Source organism: Teichococcus rhizosphaerae, assembly GCF_002631185.1.
Classification (GTDB): Bacteria; Pseudomonadota; Alphaproteobacteria; order Acetobacterales; family Acetobacteraceae; genus Pseudoroseomonas; species Pseudoroseomonas rhizosphaerae.
Window position 1 is genome coordinate 56,855 of sequence record NZ_PDNU01000002.1, and the last position, 15,399, is coordinate 72,253.

A 15,399-nucleotide genomic window follows, 5' to 3' on the forward strand; every position below is an offset into this window, starting at 1 on the left:
CATCCCGGTCAGGCCGCCTTGGCCTGGCGGGACACCTTCACCAGCGATTTCAGCACGTCCTTGGCGGCGCGCAGCCGCGTGGGGAGGTCCATCTCGCGCACCATGGCGAGCTTGTGGTCGGGGCGCAGCTTGACCAGCCCCTTCTGCGCCGCGACCCAGTTCACGAGGCCGCCCGGATTGGCGAAGTTGTTGCGGCGGAAGGCGGCGACGATGCCCTTCGGCCCCGCATCCAGCTTCTCCACCCCCGCCTGGCGGCAGAGATGCTTGATGGAGACGACCTGCAACAGGTTCTCCACCTCGGCCGGGAGCGGCCCGAAGCGGTCGGCCAGCTCGGCGGCCATCGCCTCCACCTCCGCATCCCCCGCGAGGGCGCCGATGCGGCGGTAGAGGCCGAGCCGCACCGGCAGGTCCGCCACATAGGCCTCGGGGATCAGCACGGGCAGGCCGAGGTTGATCTGCGGCGTCCAGTCGCGGTCCCCGGCGCCGTCCCGCCGCCCCTGCCCGGCCTTGATGTCGGCCACCGCCTCCTCCAGCATCTGCTGGTAGAGCTCGATGCCGACCTCCCGGATATGGCCCGACTGCTCGTCGCCCAGCAGGTTGCCGGCGCCGCGGATGTCGAGGTCGTGGCTGGCGAGCGTGAAGCCGGCGCCCAAATTGTCGAGCGTCTGCATCACCGCCAGCCGCTTCTCGGCGGCGACCGAGAGGCGCTGCGTCGCCGGCCAGGTGAGATAGGCGTAGCCGCGCTGCTTGCCGCGGCCCACGCGACCGCGCAGCTGGTAGAGCTGCGCCAGGCCGAACATGTCGGCCCGGTAGATGATCAGCGTGTTCACCGCCGGCATGTCGAGCCCGCTCTCGACGATGTTGGTTGCGAGCAGGATGTCGTACTTGCCGTCGCCGAACTCGGTCATGACGCGCTCGAGCTCGGTGGAGGTCAGGCGGCCATGCGCCTGCACGGTGCGCGCCTCGGGCACGATGTCGGCCAGCCGCGCCGCCATCTTCGGCAGGTCCTCGAGGCGCGGCACCACGCAGAACACCTGCCCGCCGCGCAGCCGCTCGCGCTGGATGGCCTCGCGCGCCACCACCGCGTCGAACGGCATGATGAAGGTGCGGACGGCCAGCCGGTCCACGGGCGGCGTGGCGATCACGCTCATCTCCCGCACGCCGGTCAGCGCGAGTTGCAGGGTGCGCGGGATGGGCGTGGCGGTCAGCGTCAGAACATGCACATCGGCCTTCAACGACTTCAGCCGCTCCTTGTGCGCCACGCCGAAATGCTGCTCCTCGTCGACGATGACCATGCCGAGGTCGGCGAACTCGATGCCCTTGGCCAGCAGCGCGTGGGTGCCGATGACGATGTTGACCGAGCCATCGGCCAGCCCGGCCTTGACCTGCGCCGCCTCCTTCGCCGTCACCATGCGGGAAAGCTGGGCGATCCGGACCGGCAGCCCCTCGAAGCGCGCGGTGAAGGTGCGGAAATGCTGGCGGGAGAGCAGCGTGGTAGGCACCACCACCGCCACCTGGGCGCCGGTCATCGCCACCACGAAGGCGGCACGCAGCGCGATCTCGGTCTTGCCGAAGCCGACGTCGCCGCAGATCAGCCGGTCCATCGGGCGGCCGGCGGCGAGGTCCTCCAGCACGTCGGCGATGGCGCGCTGCTGGTCCTCCGTCTCGGCGAAGGGGAAGCGGGCGCAGAACTCGTCCCACGCCCCTTCGGGCGGGATGGCGAGATGGCCTTCCCGGACGCGCCGCTCGGCGGCGACGCGGATGAGCTGGCCCGCCATGTCGGCGATGCGCTGCTTGGCCTTCGCCTTGCGGTTCTGCCAGGAGGTGCCGCCGAGCTTGTCCAGCGCCACGCCCGCGCTGTCGCTGCCGAAGCGGGACAGCAGCTCGATGTTCTCGACCGGCAGGAACAGCTTGTCCCCGCCATCGTAGATCAGCCGCAGGCAGTCATGCGGCGCGCCGGAGACGCCGATGGTCTCCAGCCCGTCATAGCGGCCGATGCCGTGGTCCTGATGCACCACGAGGTCGCCCTCGGCGATCTCGGTGGCGTCGGCGATGAACTGGTCGGCGCGCTTGCGGCGGCGCGGCGGGCGGGCGATGCGCTCGCCCAGCAGGTCCTGCTCGCCGGTCAGCGCGATGGCGGCGCTGGTCTTGCCGCCGGACGCCGGCCCGGTGAAGCCGCGCTCCACGCCGAACACCACCAGCGCCACCACCCCGGCCGGGAGCGCCCGGGCGGCGGCCCAGTCCTCCACCGCCTGGGCGGGCACGCGGTTCTCCCGCAGCAGGTTGCCCAGCCGCTCGCGCGAGCCGCGCGTCCAGGCGGCGACCACGGGCCGCATGCCGCCCTTGGCCTGCGCCTCGGCGTGCTGGCGGTAGAGGGCGAAGACGTTCTCGCCGGCGGTGCGCGCCTCGGCGTAGAGGCCGCCCGGCCGGCCGCCGGCATCGATCCCCTCCGCGCCCTCCGCCTTCGGGAAGGGGCTGAAGCGCAGCAGCGGGCCGCCCGAGAGCATGGCGTCCCAGCCCTTGCGGTCGAGGTAGAGGCGGCGGGGCGGCACGGGGCGGTAGGGCACCTCCCCGTCCCGCGCCGGCATGCGGCGCGCCTCGTAATGGTCCTCGACCATCTCCAGCCGCACCTCCAGCGCCTCCTCCGCCTGGTGGTCCAGGCTGACCGAGGCACCGGGCATGTAGTCCAGCAGCGTCGCCATGCTCTCGTGGAACAGGGCGGCGTAGTGCTCCATGCCGGGATGGCGGCGCCCGGCGGAGATGGAGACGTAGAGCGGGTCCTCGGCGGCGGCGTTGCCGAACAGGTCGCGGTAGCCGGCGCGGAAGCGGGAGACCGATGCCTCGTCGAGGAACACCTCGCCCACCGGGCGCAGCCAGAGCCCGTCCATCGCCTTGCCGCTGCGCTGCGTCTCGGTGGAGAAGCGGCGCAGGCTCTCGATCTCGTCGCCGAACAGGTCGAGCCGCACCGGCTCCGGCTCGCCCGCCGGATAGAGATCGACGATGCCGCCGCGCACCGCGTATTCGCCCGGCTCCATCACGGTGGCGACGCGGCCATAGCCATTGGCCTCCAGGAAGCCGGACAGCTTCTCGGGCGTGATGCGCCCGCCGCGCCTCAGGTGCAGCGTGGCGCCCTCGAAGGCGGTGCGGGGCGGCACGCGCTGCACCAGGGCGTTCACGGTGGTCAGCACGATGCGCGGGCGGTCGGCCTTTTCCAGCAGGCGCGTCAGGGTGGCGACGCGCTCGGCCACCAGCTCGGCATGCGGCGAGACGCGGTCATAGGGCAGGCAGTCCCAGGCCGGGAAGCGCAGCACCTCCATTTCCGGCGCGAAGAAGGCCAGCCCGTCCTGCATCCGCGCCATGCGCGCGTCGTCGCGGCAGACATGCAGCACGAAGCCTTCCGCTTCCGCGCGGCGGCGGGTCAGCAGCAGGGCGTCGAAGCCCTCCGGCGCGCCATGGATGGTGAGCGCGCTCATGCCCGGCGCGCGGCCTCCGGCACGCCTGCGCCCAGCATAGAGCATTCCTCGGCCATGCGGGTGAGCATCGGCGTCATCACCTCCGCGGGGATGGGGCGGCGGCCGGACAGCCAGTCCGCGAGATCGACATCCAGGAGTTCCAGCACCGCCTCCAGCTCGTCCAGCTCCACCTCGGTGAAGGCGGCGATGTGACGGGTGACGAAGCCGCCCACCATCAGGTCGGTTTCCTTGGTGCCGCGATGGTGAGCGCGGAACAGCAGGCGCCGCCGGCGCGGGGAAAGCTCCGGCGGCGCAAGCTCGGGAGGCGTTTCGCCGGTGGGGGTGTCGGGGGTATGGGGATCGGTCTGGGACATGTCGTCGGCGCCTTGTGAGGCTGGCATATAGAGGCGGATGGGAATCGTGTCAGCCCAAGAGGCGGAAATGGACCTGCTGGCGCCCCTGCTCGCGCCGCTCGGCAGCCTGCCCATGCCGGAGGAGAAGCGGAAGCGTCTCGGCCAGGCGGTGGAGGGCGGGCGCGTGCTCGACCTGCTGCTGCACCTGCCGGAGCGCTACCAGGACCGCCGCGCCGCCACCCCGCAGGAGGGCGAGGTGGCCACCCTGCCCGTCCGGGTGGTGCAGACCCAGCCGCCGCGCAGCCCGACCCAGCCCTGGTCCGTGTGCTGCGACTCCGCCGCGGGGCCGGTGGACCTGATCTATTTCGGCCGCCGCTCCTGGCTCGGCGCCTGGCTGGGCCGGACCTACCCGGAAGGGGCAGCCCGGCGCGTCTCTGGCCGGATGAAGCGCTTCCGCGATCGCTGGCAGATGGACGCGCCCGATTTCGTGGAGCCGCCGGACCGCATCCCGGAGATCCAGCCCGTCTGGCCGCTGGTGAAGGGGCTAGGGCAGCGCGATGTCGGCCGCGCCATGGCGGCGGCGCTGGAATTGCTGCCCGAGTTGCCGGAATGGCAGGACCGGACCCTGCTGGCGCGGCGCCGCTGGCCGGGCTTCCGCGCGGCGCTGCACGCCCTCCAGGCCCCCGGGGCCGTGCCCGACGACACGCCGCGCGACCGGCTGGCCTATGACGAGCTGCTGGCCGGGCAGCTCGCCGTGGGGCTGGTGCGGCGGACGGTGCTGCAACGCCCGGGCCGCGCGCTGCGCGGCGACGGGCGGCTGCGCGACGCGGCGCTGGCGGCCTTCGGCCATCCGCCCACCCCGGGGCAGGCCATGGCCCTGGCCGAGATCGACGCCGACCTCGCCGCGCCCCGCCGGATGCTGCGCCTGCTCCAGGGCGATGTCGGCGCCGGCAAGACGCTGGTGGCGGTGCTGGCCATGCTGCGCGCCGTGGAGGGCGGCGCCCAGGCGGCGATCATGGCGCCCACCGAGCTGCTGGCCCGCCAGCACCTGCGCACGCTGGAGAAGCTGGCCGGCGCCGCCGGCGTGCCCTGCGCGCTGCTGGCCGGCTCGGTGAAGGGCAAGGAAAGGAAGCGCGTGCTGGCCGGGCTGGCCGACGGCTCCATTCCGCTCGTGGTCGGCACCCACGCGCTGATCGAGGAGGGGGTGGCCTTCCGCGACCTCGGCCTCGCCGTGGTGGACGAGCAGCACCGCTTCGGCGTGGCGCAGCGCCTGGCGCTGACCGAGAAGGGCACCACGGACGTGCTGGTGATGACCGCCACGCCCATCCCGCGCACGCTGCTGCTGACGCAATGGGGCGAGATGGCGGTGAGCCGGCTGGAGGGGCTGCCCGCCGGGCGGCAGCCCATCGTCACCCGCATCGTCAGCCGCGAGCGGCGGGGGGAGCTGGTGGCCCGCCTGCGCGCCGCCTTCCGCGATGGCCACCGCGCCTACTGGGTGGTGCGCGCCGTGGAGGAAGGCGAGAAGCACGACAACGCCGCCGCCGAGACCACCTTCGCCGAGCTTGCCGCCATCTTCGGCGACAAGGTGCGCCTCGCCCATGGCACGCAGAAGCTGGAGGTGCGCGAGGCGGCGCTCCAGGACTTCGCCGCCGGCCGCGCGCAGCTTCTGGTGGCCACCACCGTGGTGGAGGTGGGTGTCGACGTGCCCGAGGCCACCATCATGATCATCGAGCAGGCGGAGCGCTTCGGGCTGGCGGCGCTGCACCAGCTTCGCGGCCGTGTCGGGCGTGGCAAGGCGCAGAGCTTCTGCCTGCTGCTGCCCTCGGCCGAGCTGAACGAGAGCGAGCAGCGGCGCCTCGCCGTGCTGCGCGAAACGCAGGACGGCTTCGTCATCGCCGATGCCGACCTCGAATACCGCGGCGGTGGCGATGCGCTCGGCGTCCGGCAGGCGGGGCGCATCGGGCGGCGGCTGGCCGACCCGCAGCGCCATGGCGGGCTGGTCCGCATGGCGCACCAGGATGCGGCGCTGCTGCTGGAGCGCGACCCGGAGCTGGCCGCCACGGCGCGCGGCGCCGCGGCGCGGCTGCTGCTCGGCGTGTTCGGCCACGACCTGACGCTGGCGCCGCTGGCAGCCGGCTGAGCGGCAGGTTCGGGGTACCCCGTCTTGAACGCCACGCCTTGGGCGCCACGCTTCGATACAGGCCAAGGGGTTGCATTGCCCCCTGCCCTGGTTAAACCCGCAGCACGTTCCGCCCACGAGCAAGGGGATGAGCCCGGTTGTCCGCGCTGATCGAGATCGACCGCCTGAGCAAACGCTTCGGCGCCTTCACCGCCGTCGATGATGTGTCCTTCGCCGTGGCGCGCGGCGAGGTGCTGGGCTTCCTGGGGCCGAACGGCGCCGGCAAGTCCACCACCATGAAGATGCTGGCCGGCTTCGTGACGCCCAGCGCCGGCACCGCCCGCATCTGCGGCGAGGATGTGGTGGAGCGGCCCGTCGCCGCCAAGAGGCATCTCGGCTACCTGCCCGAGGGCGCGCCGACCTATCCGGAGATGACGGTGGCGGGCTTCCTCGGATTCGCCGCGCGGGTGCGTGGCTACCGTGGCTCGGAGGCGGCGGACCGCGTGGCCCATGCCATGCGCCTGACCACGCTGGACGGCGTGCGTCTGCAGCCGATCGAGACGCTCTCCAAGGGCTTCAAGCGCCGCGTCGGGCTGGCGCAGTCATTGCTGCACGACCCGCCGGTGCTGGTGCTGGACGAGCCGACCGACGGCCTCGACCCCAACCAGAAGCACGAGGTGCGGCGGCTGATCGGGCAGATGGCGCCCGCCAAGGCCATCATCATCTCCACCCACATCCTGGAGGAGGTCTCGGCCATCTGCACGCGCGCCATCATCATCGCGCGCGGGCGGGTGCTGGCCGATTCCACGCCGGCCGAGCTGTCGCGGCGCGGGCCCTCGCTGGATGCCGTGTTCCGCGAGCTGACCACCGCGCGCCCGGGCGCCGCCAGGCCGGAGGCCGCCTGATGCGCACCGCGCTGACCATCGCCCGGCGCGAGCTGGCCGGGTATTTCGCGACGCCCGTAGCCTATGTGTTCATCGTCATCTTCCTGGTGATGACGGGCGCGCTCACCTTCACCCTCGGCAACTTCTTCGGCCGCGGCACGGCGGATTTGCAGCCCTTCTTCGGCTTCGTGCCCTGGCTGTTCCTGTTCCTGGTGCCGGCGCTGACCATGCGGCTCTGGGCGGAGGAGCGGCGCCTGGGCACCATCGAGCTGCTGCTGACCCTGCCGGTGACGCAGGGCCAGGCGGTGCTGGGCAAGTTCCTGGCGGCCTGGGCCTTCTGCGGCATCGCGCTGGCCCTAACCTTTCCGCTGGTGATCACGGTGAACTACCTGGGCAACCCGGACAACGGCGTCATCGCCACGGGCTATGCGGGCTGCCTGCTGGTGGCGGGCGCCTATTTGGCGGTGGGCGCGGCCATCTCGGCGCTCACCAAGAACCAGGTGGTGGCCTTCGTGCTGGCGGTGGCGGTGTGCTTCGTCTTCGCCGCAGCCGGCAGCCCCGTGGTCACCGAGTTCCTGTCCGCGCGGCTGCCGGTGATGGCCGAGATCGCCCGCGGCATCTCCGTCACCGACCGCCTGTCCGGCTTCTCGCGCGGCGTGGTGGCGCTGCGCGACATCGTCTTCTTCGCCAGCTTCATCGGCTTCTGGCTGTTCGCCAATGCCGTGGCGGTCGATCATCGCAAGGCGGACTGAGCCCATGACTGCCCCGAACGACGCCGCGTCCCCGCCCGCGCGCTCCTCCTCCCGCCGCCTCGCCCACACGGCGGGCGGCCTCGCCGCCGCCCTGGTGCTGGCCGTCTCGGCCAACCTGCTGACCGAGCGGCTGCTGCCCCGCGCGCAGGTCGATCTCACCGCCCAGCGCCTCTACACCCTGTCCGACGGCACGCGGCAGATCCTGTCCGGGCTGCAGGACCCGGTGACGCTGCGGCTGTTCTATTCCCGCCGCCTCGGCGGCAGCATCCCCGTCTATGGCGCCTATGCGGACCGGGTGCGGCGGATGCTGGAGGAATACGCCGCCGTCTCGGGGGGCAAGCTGCGCCTCGAATACCTCGACCCCGAGCCCTTCTCGGAAACCGAGGACCGGGCGCTGGCCTATGGCATCCAGGGCGTGCCGATCGACCAGTCGGGCGAGCAGGTCTATTTCGGCATCGCCGGCACCAACCTGCTGGATGACGAGCGGGTGCTGCCCTTCCTGCAGCCCGAGCGGGAGCGCTTTCTCGAATACGACCTGACGCGGCTGGTCCACGACCTTTCAAACCCCAGCCGGCCGGTGGTGGGCCTGCTGTCCGCCCTGCCGCTGAACGGCGACCCGCGCGCGATGATGATGCGCGTCCCCGGCGCCGGGCAGCCCTTCGTCATCGCCAACCAGCTGCGCCAGTTCTTCACCCTGCGCGACGTGGCGGCGGACGCGCAGCTCATCCCCGCCGACACGCAGGTGCTGATCGTGGCACAGCCGCAGGGCCTGCCGGACGCGACGCTCTACGCCATCGACCAGTTCGTCATGCGCGGCGGCAAGCTCTTCGCGCTGACCGATCCGCACAGCGAAAGCCAGGCCAGCCGCCCCGGCCCCACCGGCCAGCCGCCCACCGACACCGCCTCCAGCCTGGACCGGCTGCTGAACGCCTGGGGCATCGAGGCGCCGCGCGAGCAGGTGGTGCTCGACCAGCGCGGCGCCTGGCGGGTGCGCGCCAACCCGCAGGACCGGGTGCAGGCGGTGGACTACCCCGCCTGGTTCAACGCCACGGGCGACAGCCTCAGCACCGCCGATGTGGCGACGGCCGAGCTGCAGCAGGTCACCTTCGCCGCCGCCGGGCAGGTGCGGCGGCGGGAGGGCGCGGGCATCGAGTTCACGCCGCTCGTCACCAGCAGCCCCGAGGCGATGCTGGTGGAGACGGCCCGCGTGCGCGAGAACCCCAACCCCGCCCGGCTGCTGGCCGAGTTCCGCCCTTCCGGCGAGCGCTACGTGCTGATGGCGCGCGCCCGCGGCATCCTGAAATCCGCCTTCCCCGAAGGGCCGCCGCCGCCGCCCGAGGGCGCCGAGCGCCCGGCCGACTTCCCCGCCCACCGCGCGCAGAGCGAGGGGCCGGCCAACCTCGTCGTCGCCAATGATTCGGACCTGCTGGAGGACCGCTTCTGGGTGCGGGTGCAGGATTTCTTCGGCCAGCAGACGGCGACACCCTTCAGCGACAACGGCTCCCTCGTCGCCAACCTCACCGACACGCTGGCCGGCGGCGACGCGCTGATCGGCCTGCGCTCGCGCGGGGAATCGCTGCGCCCCTTCGGCCGCGTCGAGGCGATGCGGCGGGAGGCGGAGGCGCGCTACCGGCAGACGGAGCAATCCCTCACCCAGCGCCTGGAGGCCACCGAGCGCCGCCTGCGCGAATTGCGGCAGGGAAGCGCTCAGGGAACTGGCCAGCCTGGCTCGCAGAGCGTCATCACGCCCGAGCAGCGCGCGGAGATCGACAAGGCGCGCGCCGAGATCGTGGCCACGCGCGGGCAGCTCCGCGCCGTGCAGCTCGACCTGCGGCGGGACATCGAGGGGCTGGAGCGGGCCTTGCGCATCCTCAACATCGCGCTGGTGCCGGTGCTCGTCACGCTCTTCGCCATCGGGCTCGCCGTGGCCCGCGCCCGGCGCCGCGTCGCCGCCCGCGCCTGAGGGAGCACGCCCGATGCAACGCAGATCCCTCCTCATCCTGGGCGGTGCCGCCCTGGCTTCCGCCGCCGCCGTGGTGGCGCTGGGCCCCGGCGGCCCGCCGCCCGCCGCCACGGGCGAGGCGCCGCTGATGTTCCGCGACCTCGCCGCGCGCCTGCAGGGCGCCATGCGCATCGAGGTGACGCGGCACGACCAGACGCTGGCCGTGCAGCGCCAGGGCGCCACATCCGGCGCGGGCGATGCCTGGGTGCTGCCCGAGGTGGCCAACTACCCCGTGCGCCCGGAGAAGGTGCGCGAGCTGCTGGTGGGGCTGACCGAGCTGCGCCTGGTGGAGCCGCGCACCGCCAACCCCGACATGCTGGAGCGGCTCGGGCTGCAGGACCCGGAAAAGGAGGGCTCCACCGGCGCCCTGCTGCGGGTGCTGGACGGCACCGGCGCGCCGATCGTGGCGCTGGTGGTGGGGCGCCGCCGCGTGCGCACCCAGGGCAACGTGCCGGAAAGCGTCTATGTCCGCCGCGAGGGCGAGACGCAGTCCTGGCTGGCCGAGGGCCGGCTGCCGCTGGACGCCGATCCGCAGCTCTGGATCGACCGCGACCTCGCCAACCTGCCCCGCGAGCGCGTGCTGAGGGTGGTGGTGCAGCGCGAGGGCGCGCCCGCCCTGGTGCTGGCCAGGGGCGAAGGGCCGGATGGGCGGCTCGGCCTGGTCGAGCCCGCCGACGCGCCGCCGCTGGAGCAGACGCGGCTCGACAGCGTGGGCAGCGCCTTCGAGTTCCTGACGCTGACCGACGTCCACCGCGCCGCCGACATCCCCGGCGCGCGGCTTGGCCAGGCGCGCTTCACCCTGACCGACAACCTCGGCATCACCGTTACGCTGCATGAGGAGGGCGAGGCGGTGTGGGCGCTGCTGGAAGCGAGCGGCGACGCCGAGGCGGAGCGGCTGAACGCCCGCTGGCGCGGCTGGGCCTACCAGCTGGGCGCCTGGAAGCGCCGCGCCTTCCTGCCGCTGCTGGACGATCTGAAGGCGGAGGAAGCCCCGGCCGGTGGGGCTCCCGCCGCCACCCCTGCCCGCCCCGCGCCGTGAGCAGCCGGGAATATCCGGACCGGCCGTGGGTCGGCATCGGCGTCATCGCCTTCCGGGGCGATGACGTGCTGCTGGTCCGCCGCGCCAAGCCGCCGCGCATGGGGGAGTGGTCCATCCCCGGCGGCGCCCAGCACCTGGGCGAGACGGCCGAGGCCGCCGCGCGGCGCGAGCTGCTGGAGGAGGCCGGCGTCACCGTGGGCCCCCTCACTGTGGCCGTCGTGGTGGACGCGCTGAACCATGACGAGGCGGGCCGCGCGCGCTTCCACTACACCATCATCGACTTCGCCGGGCGCTGGACGGGCGGCGAGCCGGTGGCGGGGGACGATGTGAGCGAGGCGCGCTTCTTCCCGCCCGAGGCACTGCCGGGCCTGGGTCTTTGGGACGAGGCGATCCGCGCCATCGCGGAGGGGCGGAAGCGGCTGGCCGGCTAGAGCAGATCCCGCTCAGATGGAAGCATCTGAGCGGGTGAAGATGCTCGCAAAAACAAACGGCTAGAGCAGTAGACGTGAGCCAAGGCGAACGGAAGCTGCTCGAAGGGCTGCCAGAAGCGAGACACGCCAAGGCCCGTGCCTTATGCTGCTTCCGGCCTCGAAGGTGGACCATGGCTGAACGCATCGATTTCGGCTCGCTCCAGCTGCGTTTCCTGCGCGACCGGCACGAGACGGGCGGAAGCCTCGACATGTTCGAGATGACCCTCCAGCCGGAGGGGCGCATGCCGGTGCCGCATTACCATGAAAGCTGGGAGGAGACGGTCTATGGCCTCTCCGGCACCGTGACCTTCACGGTGGACGGCCAGGACCATGCGGTGGGTCCGGGCGAGAGCCTGTTCATCCCGCGCGGCGCGGTGCATGGCTTCAACAACCGGAGCGGGGCACCGGCCACCTGCCTCTGCATCCTCACCCCCGGCGTGCTCGGCCCCGAGTATTTCCGCGAACTGGCGGCCCTGCTGAAGTCCGGCAGGCCGGACCCGGCAAGGGCGCGGGAGATCATGCTGCGGCATGGCCTGGTGCCGGCCTGAGCCGGAAAGGCCCAGGCCCCGCGGCAGCCTCAGAGGTAGAGCCGCTCCTTCTCCAGCCCCGCGTAAAGGCCGGCGACGAATTCGCCATAGCCGTTGAACAGCTTCGTCGGCACGCGCTCATTGCTGCCGAGCAGACGCTCATGCGCCTGGCTCCAGCGCGGATGCGGCACCTCCGGGTTCACATTGGCCCAGAAGCCGTATTCAGTCGGCTGCAACTGCTCCCAGAAGGAAACCGGGCGCTTGTCGGTGAAGCGGATGGTGGTGATCGCCTTGCCGCTCTTGAAGCCGTATTTCCACGGGAACAGCACGCGGATGGGGCCGCCATTCTGCGCCGGCACCGGCTTGCCGTAGAGGCCCGCCGCCATGAAGCAAAGCTCGTTCGCCGCCTCGGCCAGGGTGCAGCCCTCGACATAGGGCCAGGGATACCAGCTCTGCCGCAGGCCGGGCATGACGGCGCGGTCCGCCACGGTGTGGAACTCGACGAATTTGGCGCCGGATTGCGGCCCGGCCAGCTTCAGCAGCTCGGCCATGGGAAAGCCGGTCCAGGGCACGGTCATCGCCCAGGCCTCGACGCAGCGGTGCCGCAGCACCCGTTCCTCCAGGCTGACGCGCTTCAGCAGGTCGTCGAGGCCAAGCTCCTGCGGCTTGTCCACCATGCCTTCCAGCTTCAGCGTCCAGGGCCGCTGCGGCAGGCGCGCGGCGGCGGCCGTCACGTTCTTGCTGCTGCCGAACTCGTAGTAGTTGTTGTAGCCGGTGGCGTCCTTCTCCGGCGTCAGGGCGCGCTCAGGCCGGTAGGCGGGGTTGCGCATGGCGGCCATCGGCGCCGCTTCCTGGGCGGCGGCACCCTGCCACGGCAGCGCAGCGCCGGCGGCGATCAGCCCGCCAAGCCCCAGCGCCTTGCGCCGCCCCAGCACCAGATGCTCCGGCGTGGCCGCGGATTCGGGCAGTTCCCAGCCCCGGGGAATGCGGATCGGCATAGCTCGTCTCCCTGAACCTCGCCCAGCATGTAGGCGGCCCCGGCGGCAGGGAAAGGCCTCAGCGCCGGGCCGGCAGCAGCACCAGCGGCGGCCCTTCCCCGGCTACGGTGGTCACCACCCGGTGCAGCCGGTAGCGCTCCGCCTCGATGCCGTGCCGGCTGCGCGCGATTCCTCCCTCCTCCACCGCGCCGGGCCAGAGCGGCGGGCCGCCGCGCCGCTCGCTGCGCACCATCAGGCCCGTGCCGCCGGCGGCGGGCGCCGGCAGGTCGAACAGGTCCCAGCGGTCGCCGATGGCGACGACGCGGGTGGTGGGCGGCAGGTGCAGCGCCAGCTCGCTGGCCAGGCCGTATTCCTCGGCGGCGATGAAGCCGGCGCCGCGCGCGGCGCGCTCCGCGTCCAGCGTGGCGGCGAACTCGGCCCAGCCGCCGAGCCGCGCCAGAGTGGGGTCGCTGCGGCGCGGCAGCGGCAGCGGCGCGAAGGCGGCCTGGACCAGCACCAGGAGGGTCAGCCCCAGCCCCAGCGCCACGCCGGGGCGGCGCCAGCGCGCCCAGCGCGGCCCGAGGCAGCCGGCGGCGACGAGGCAGGCGGAAGGATAGAGGATGGCCGGCCAGTTGCCCTGCACCCGGCTGCCCGTGGCCTGCCACAGGAACAGCAGCGCGGCGGGCACGGTGATGGCGGCGAGCAGCCCGGCCGCCCCGGCACCCTCGCCGCGCTTCCACCACAGGCGGCAGGCGGCCACCGTGCCGGCGGCGCAGAGCAGGAAGATGATGGGCGTGACCAGCCCGGCCTGCCCGCCCAGCAGCTCGCCAAGGTAGCGCAGGGAGGAACCGGTGGCGGTGGCGCCGGCCCGCCCCCCCTGCTTGGCGAAGCTCACCCAGTCATGGCGCGCATTCCAGAGGATGACGGGGCTGAACACCAGCAGCGCCAGCGCGCCGCCCGCCCAGAGCCGCCAATCCGCCAGCCAGTGGCGCGCCTGCCGCTCCAGCAGCAGCCACAGCACCACCCCACCGCCCAGCAGTACGGCCGTGTACTTGGACAGCAGCGCGAGACCCGCCAGCACGCCGAAGGCCAGCCACCAGCGCCCGTCCTGGCTGGCATGAAGCCGCGCCAGCGCCCAGAGCGCGGCGCACCAGAACACCAGCAGCGGCGTGTCGGGCGTCATCAGCACCGAGCCGGCGCCGAACAGCAGCGTGGCGTTCAGCAGCGCCGCCGCCCAGGGCCCGGCCTGCCGGCCGGGAAACAGCCTCTCCCCCGCATCGGCCAGCAGCAGGGAGGCGGCGGCCACGCCGAGCGGCCCCAGCAAGCGCAGCCCCAGCGCGGTGTCGCCCGCCAGAGCCGAGCCCAGCGCCGTCCACAGCGCCACCATGGGCGGATGGTCGTAGTAGCTGAGCGAAAGGGCGCGGCCCCAGACCCAGTAATAGGCCTCGTCCGGCGCGGGGGGCAGCCACCAGGCGGCGGCCAGGCGCAGCAGGGTCAGCGCCGCCAGCGCCCACAGCCATGGCGCATTGCCCCGGAACGCCGCCATCAGCGGGCGCGCCAGACCAGGGTGGCGGAGACGGCATAGTTCCACACCACCGTCAGCAGCGCGCCGGCGGCGCCGGCCAGGCCCCAGTCCAGCACCTCGTCGCGCAGCAGCAGCCCGGCCACGCCGACATTGGCCGCGACGCCGACGCCGCAGACGAGATAGAACAGCGCCAGCCCGCGCCACAGCGCCGCGCCGCGCAACCGCACATCGCTGTAGGTGATGCGGTTGTTCAGCACGAAATTCGCCGTCATCGCCACGAGGCTCGCCACCCATTGCGCCTGCGCGAAGGGCAGCGGCCCCAGCACGGCCGACAGCACCAGCAGGTGCACCACGATGCCGATGGCGCCGACCGCGGCGAAGGCCAGGAAGCGCAGCGGCAGCAGCCCATGCGACCACTTGTCCAGCAGCAGCGCCAGGAAATCGAGCAGCACGGTGGCGTCGAGCTTGGATTCGCCCGCCTGCCGCGGGCGGAAGGTGTAGGGCAGCTCCACCACGCGCAATCTGCGCCCGGCCGAGAGCAGGAGGTCCAGCAGGATCTTGAAGCCGCGCCCGGTGAGGCGCGGCGCGATCTCCTCGGCCAGCGCGCGGGGCAGCATGAAGAAGCCGCTCATCGGATCGGCCACAGGCACGGGAAGGAAGAACCGCGCCAGGGTGGTGCCGCCATCGCTGATGCGGCGGCGGAGGGCGGAGAAGCCTTCCGCCGCCTCGCCTCCCGCCACATGGCGGCTGCCGATGGCGACATCCCCCTCGCCCGCCCGCAGCGCCGCCAGCATGCGCGGCAGCAGCGCCTCGTCATGCTGCAGGTCGCCGTCGATGACGGCCACATATTTGGCGGACGAGGCCAGCATCCCCTCGACGCAGGCGGAGGCGAGCCCGCGCCGCCCGACGCGCCGGATGCAGCGGATGCGGCCATCCCGCGCCGCGATCTCCCGCGCCACGCGCGCGGTGCCGTCCGGGCTGTTGTCGTCGACGAAGATGGCTTCCCAGGCGATCCCGGCGAGCGCCACCTCCAGCCGCTCCACCATGGGCGCGACATTGAGGGCCTCGTTGTAGCAGGGGATGACGACGGTGAGTTCGGGGGACGGCATGGTGGCGCGTGCTTAGCGCCCTTGCCGCCACGGCACCAGCAACCGGGCGTGGCATGGCAAGCCACCGGCACCGACGTGAACCCAAAGTACGGAAAAGGCACGAGTTCGGCCGCGGCCCCTTGGGCCTGCTCCACTGCGGGTGGAGGGCTTTGCTGGCCCTCCCCTTCCGGCCGGCCATCGGAATGGCGCT

At 72.7% G+C, this 15,399-nt stretch carries 12 protein-coding genes; 7 read left to right on the forward strand and 5 right to left on the reverse strand.

Annotation, left to right across the window (positions count from 1 at the left end):
* Nucleotides 1-8: 8 nt before the first annotated feature.
* Together mfd and CR162_RS01515 are read right to left on the reverse strand one after the other, a co-directional pair.
* Nucleotides 9-3,473 carry a transcription-repair coupling factor gene (gene mfd / locus CR162_RS01510; protein WP_245870065.1) on the reverse strand — a complete coding sequence of 1,155 codons (3,465 nt, stop codon included), beginning with the start codon at nt 3,471-3,473 and terminating at the stop codon, nt 9-11.
* Nucleotides 3,470-3,826: an FAD assembly factor SdhE gene (locus CR162_RS01515; protein ID WP_099093770.1), complete on the reverse strand. Its 357-nt coding sequence runs from the start codon at nt 3,824-3,826 to the stop codon at nt 3,470-3,472. Before CR162_RS01515 ends, mfd begins: the two co-directional genes overlap by 4 nt.
* A gap of 37 nt (nt 3,827-3,863) precedes the next feature.
* On the opposite strand from CR162_RS01515, the gene CR162_RS01520 reads away from it, so the two are divergent.
* The 7 genes from CR162_RS01520 (at nt 3,864) to CR162_RS01550 (ending at nt 11,619) form a co-directional block, all read left to right on the forward strand.
* Nucleotides 3,864-5,945 carry an ATP-dependent DNA helicase RecG gene (locus tag CR162_RS01520; RefSeq protein WP_099093771.1) on the forward strand — a complete coding sequence of 694 codons (2,082 nt, stop codon included), beginning with the start codon at nt 3,864-3,866 and terminating at the stop codon, nt 5,943-5,945.
* A gap of 137 nt (nt 5,946-6,082) precedes the next feature.
* Nucleotides 6,083-6,829 carry an ABC transporter ATP-binding protein gene (locus CR162_RS01525; protein WP_099093772.1) on the forward strand — a complete coding sequence of 249 codons (747 nt, stop codon included), beginning with the start codon at nt 6,083-6,085 and terminating at the stop codon, nt 6,827-6,829.
* Nucleotides 6,829-7,560: an ABC transporter permease subunit gene (locus CR162_RS01530; RefSeq protein WP_099093773.1), complete on the forward strand. Its 732-nt coding sequence runs from the start codon at nt 6,829-6,831 to the stop codon at nt 7,558-7,560. The genes CR162_RS01525 and CR162_RS01530 overlap by 1 nt, the downstream gene beginning before the upstream one ends.
* Nucleotides 7,561-7,564: 4 nt before the next feature.
* The gene (locus CR162_RS01535; RefSeq protein WP_099093774.1) at nt 7,565-9,523 is read left to right on the forward strand and encodes a GldG family protein; all 1,959 of its coding nucleotides are present in this window, start codon (nt 7,565-7,567) and stop codon (nt 9,521-9,523) included.
* A gap of 13 nt (nt 9,524-9,536) precedes the next feature.
* The gene (locus CR162_RS01540) at nt 9,537-10,601 is read left to right on the forward strand and encodes a DUF4340 domain-containing protein (RefSeq protein WP_099093775.1); all 1,065 of its coding nucleotides are present in this window, start codon (nt 9,537-9,539) and stop codon (nt 10,599-10,601) included.
* The gene (locus CR162_RS01545; protein ID WP_099093776.1) at nt 10,598-11,032 is read left to right on the forward strand and encodes an NUDIX hydrolase; all 435 of its coding nucleotides are present in this window, start codon (nt 10,598-10,600) and stop codon (nt 11,030-11,032) included. The genes CR162_RS01540 and CR162_RS01545 overlap by 4 nt, the downstream gene beginning before the upstream one ends.
* 170 nt (nt 11,033-11,202) lie before the next feature.
* Complete coding sequence (locus tag CR162_RS01550) at nt 11,203-11,619, forward strand: cupin domain-containing protein (protein ID WP_099093777.1); 417 nt, start codon at nt 11,203-11,205, stop codon at nt 11,617-11,619.
* A gap of 29 nt (nt 11,620-11,648) precedes the next feature.
* On the opposite strand, the gene msrP is transcribed toward CR162_RS01550, so the two are convergent.
* Genes msrP through CR162_RS01565 form a run of 3 tightly spaced genes read right to left on the reverse strand, consistent with a single transcriptional unit; the run spans nt 11,649 to nt 15,209 of the window.
* Nucleotides 11,649-12,596, reverse strand: coding sequence for a protein-methionine-sulfoxide reductase catalytic subunit MsrP (gene msrP / locus CR162_RS01555; protein ID WP_099093778.1), 948 nt, complete (start codon nt 12,594-12,596; stop codon nt 11,649-11,651).
* Nucleotides 12,597-12,654: 58 nt separating this feature from the next.
* Nucleotides 12,655-14,121: a glycosyltransferase family 39 protein gene (locus CR162_RS01560; RefSeq protein ID WP_099093779.1), complete on the reverse strand. Its 1,467-nt coding sequence runs from the start codon at nt 14,119-14,121 to the stop codon at nt 12,655-12,657.
* Nucleotides 14,121-15,209 (reverse strand): glycosyltransferase family 2 protein, encoded by a 1,089-nt coding sequence (locus CR162_RS01565; RefSeq protein ID WP_099093780.1) that lies wholly within the window; start codon nt 15,207-15,209, stop codon nt 14,121-14,123. The genes CR162_RS01560 and CR162_RS01565 overlap by 1 nt, the downstream gene beginning before the upstream one ends.
* Nucleotides 15,210-15,399: the final 190 nt, after the last annotated feature.

Excerpts from the sequence above, each read along its gene's own strand:
- mfd (WP_245870065.1), bottom strand. The coding sequence starts at position 3,473 with ATGAGCGCGCTCACCATCCATGGCGCGCCGGAGGGCTTCGACGCCCTG.
- CR162_RS01515 (WP_099093770.1), bottom strand. The coding sequence starts at position 3,826 with ATGTCCCAGACCGATCCCCATACCCCCGACACCCCCACCGGCGAAACG.
- CR162_RS01520 (WP_099093771.1), top strand. The coding sequence starts at position 3,864 with ATGGGAATCGTGTCAGCCCAAGAGGCGGAAATGGACCTGCTGGCGCCC.
- CR162_RS01530 (WP_099093773.1), top strand. The coding sequence starts at position 6,829 with ATGCGCACCGCGCTGACCATCGCCCGGCGCGAGCTGGCCGGGTATTTC.
- CR162_RS01535 (WP_099093774.1), top strand. The coding sequence starts at position 7,565 with ATGACTGCCCCGAACGACGCCGCGTCCCCGCCCGCGCGCTCCTCCTCC.
- CR162_RS01540 (WP_099093775.1), top strand. The coding sequence starts at position 9,537 with ATGCAACGCAGATCCCTCCTCATCCTGGGCGGTGCCGCCCTGGCTTCC.
- CR162_RS01550 (WP_099093777.1), top strand. The coding sequence starts at position 11,203 with ATGGCTGAACGCATCGATTTCGGCTCGCTCCAGCTGCGTTTCCTGCGC.
- msrP (WP_099093778.1), bottom strand. The coding sequence starts at position 12,596 with ATGCCGATCCGCATTCCCCGGGGCTGGGAACTGCCCGAATCCGCGGCC.
- CR162_RS01560 (WP_099093779.1), bottom strand. The coding sequence starts at position 14,121 with ATGGCGGCGTTCCGGGGCAATGCGCCATGGCTGTGGGCGCTGGCGGCG.
- CR162_RS01565 (WP_099093780.1), bottom strand. The coding sequence starts at position 15,209 with ATGCCGTCCCCCGAACTCACCGTCGTCATCCCCTGCTACAACGAGGCC.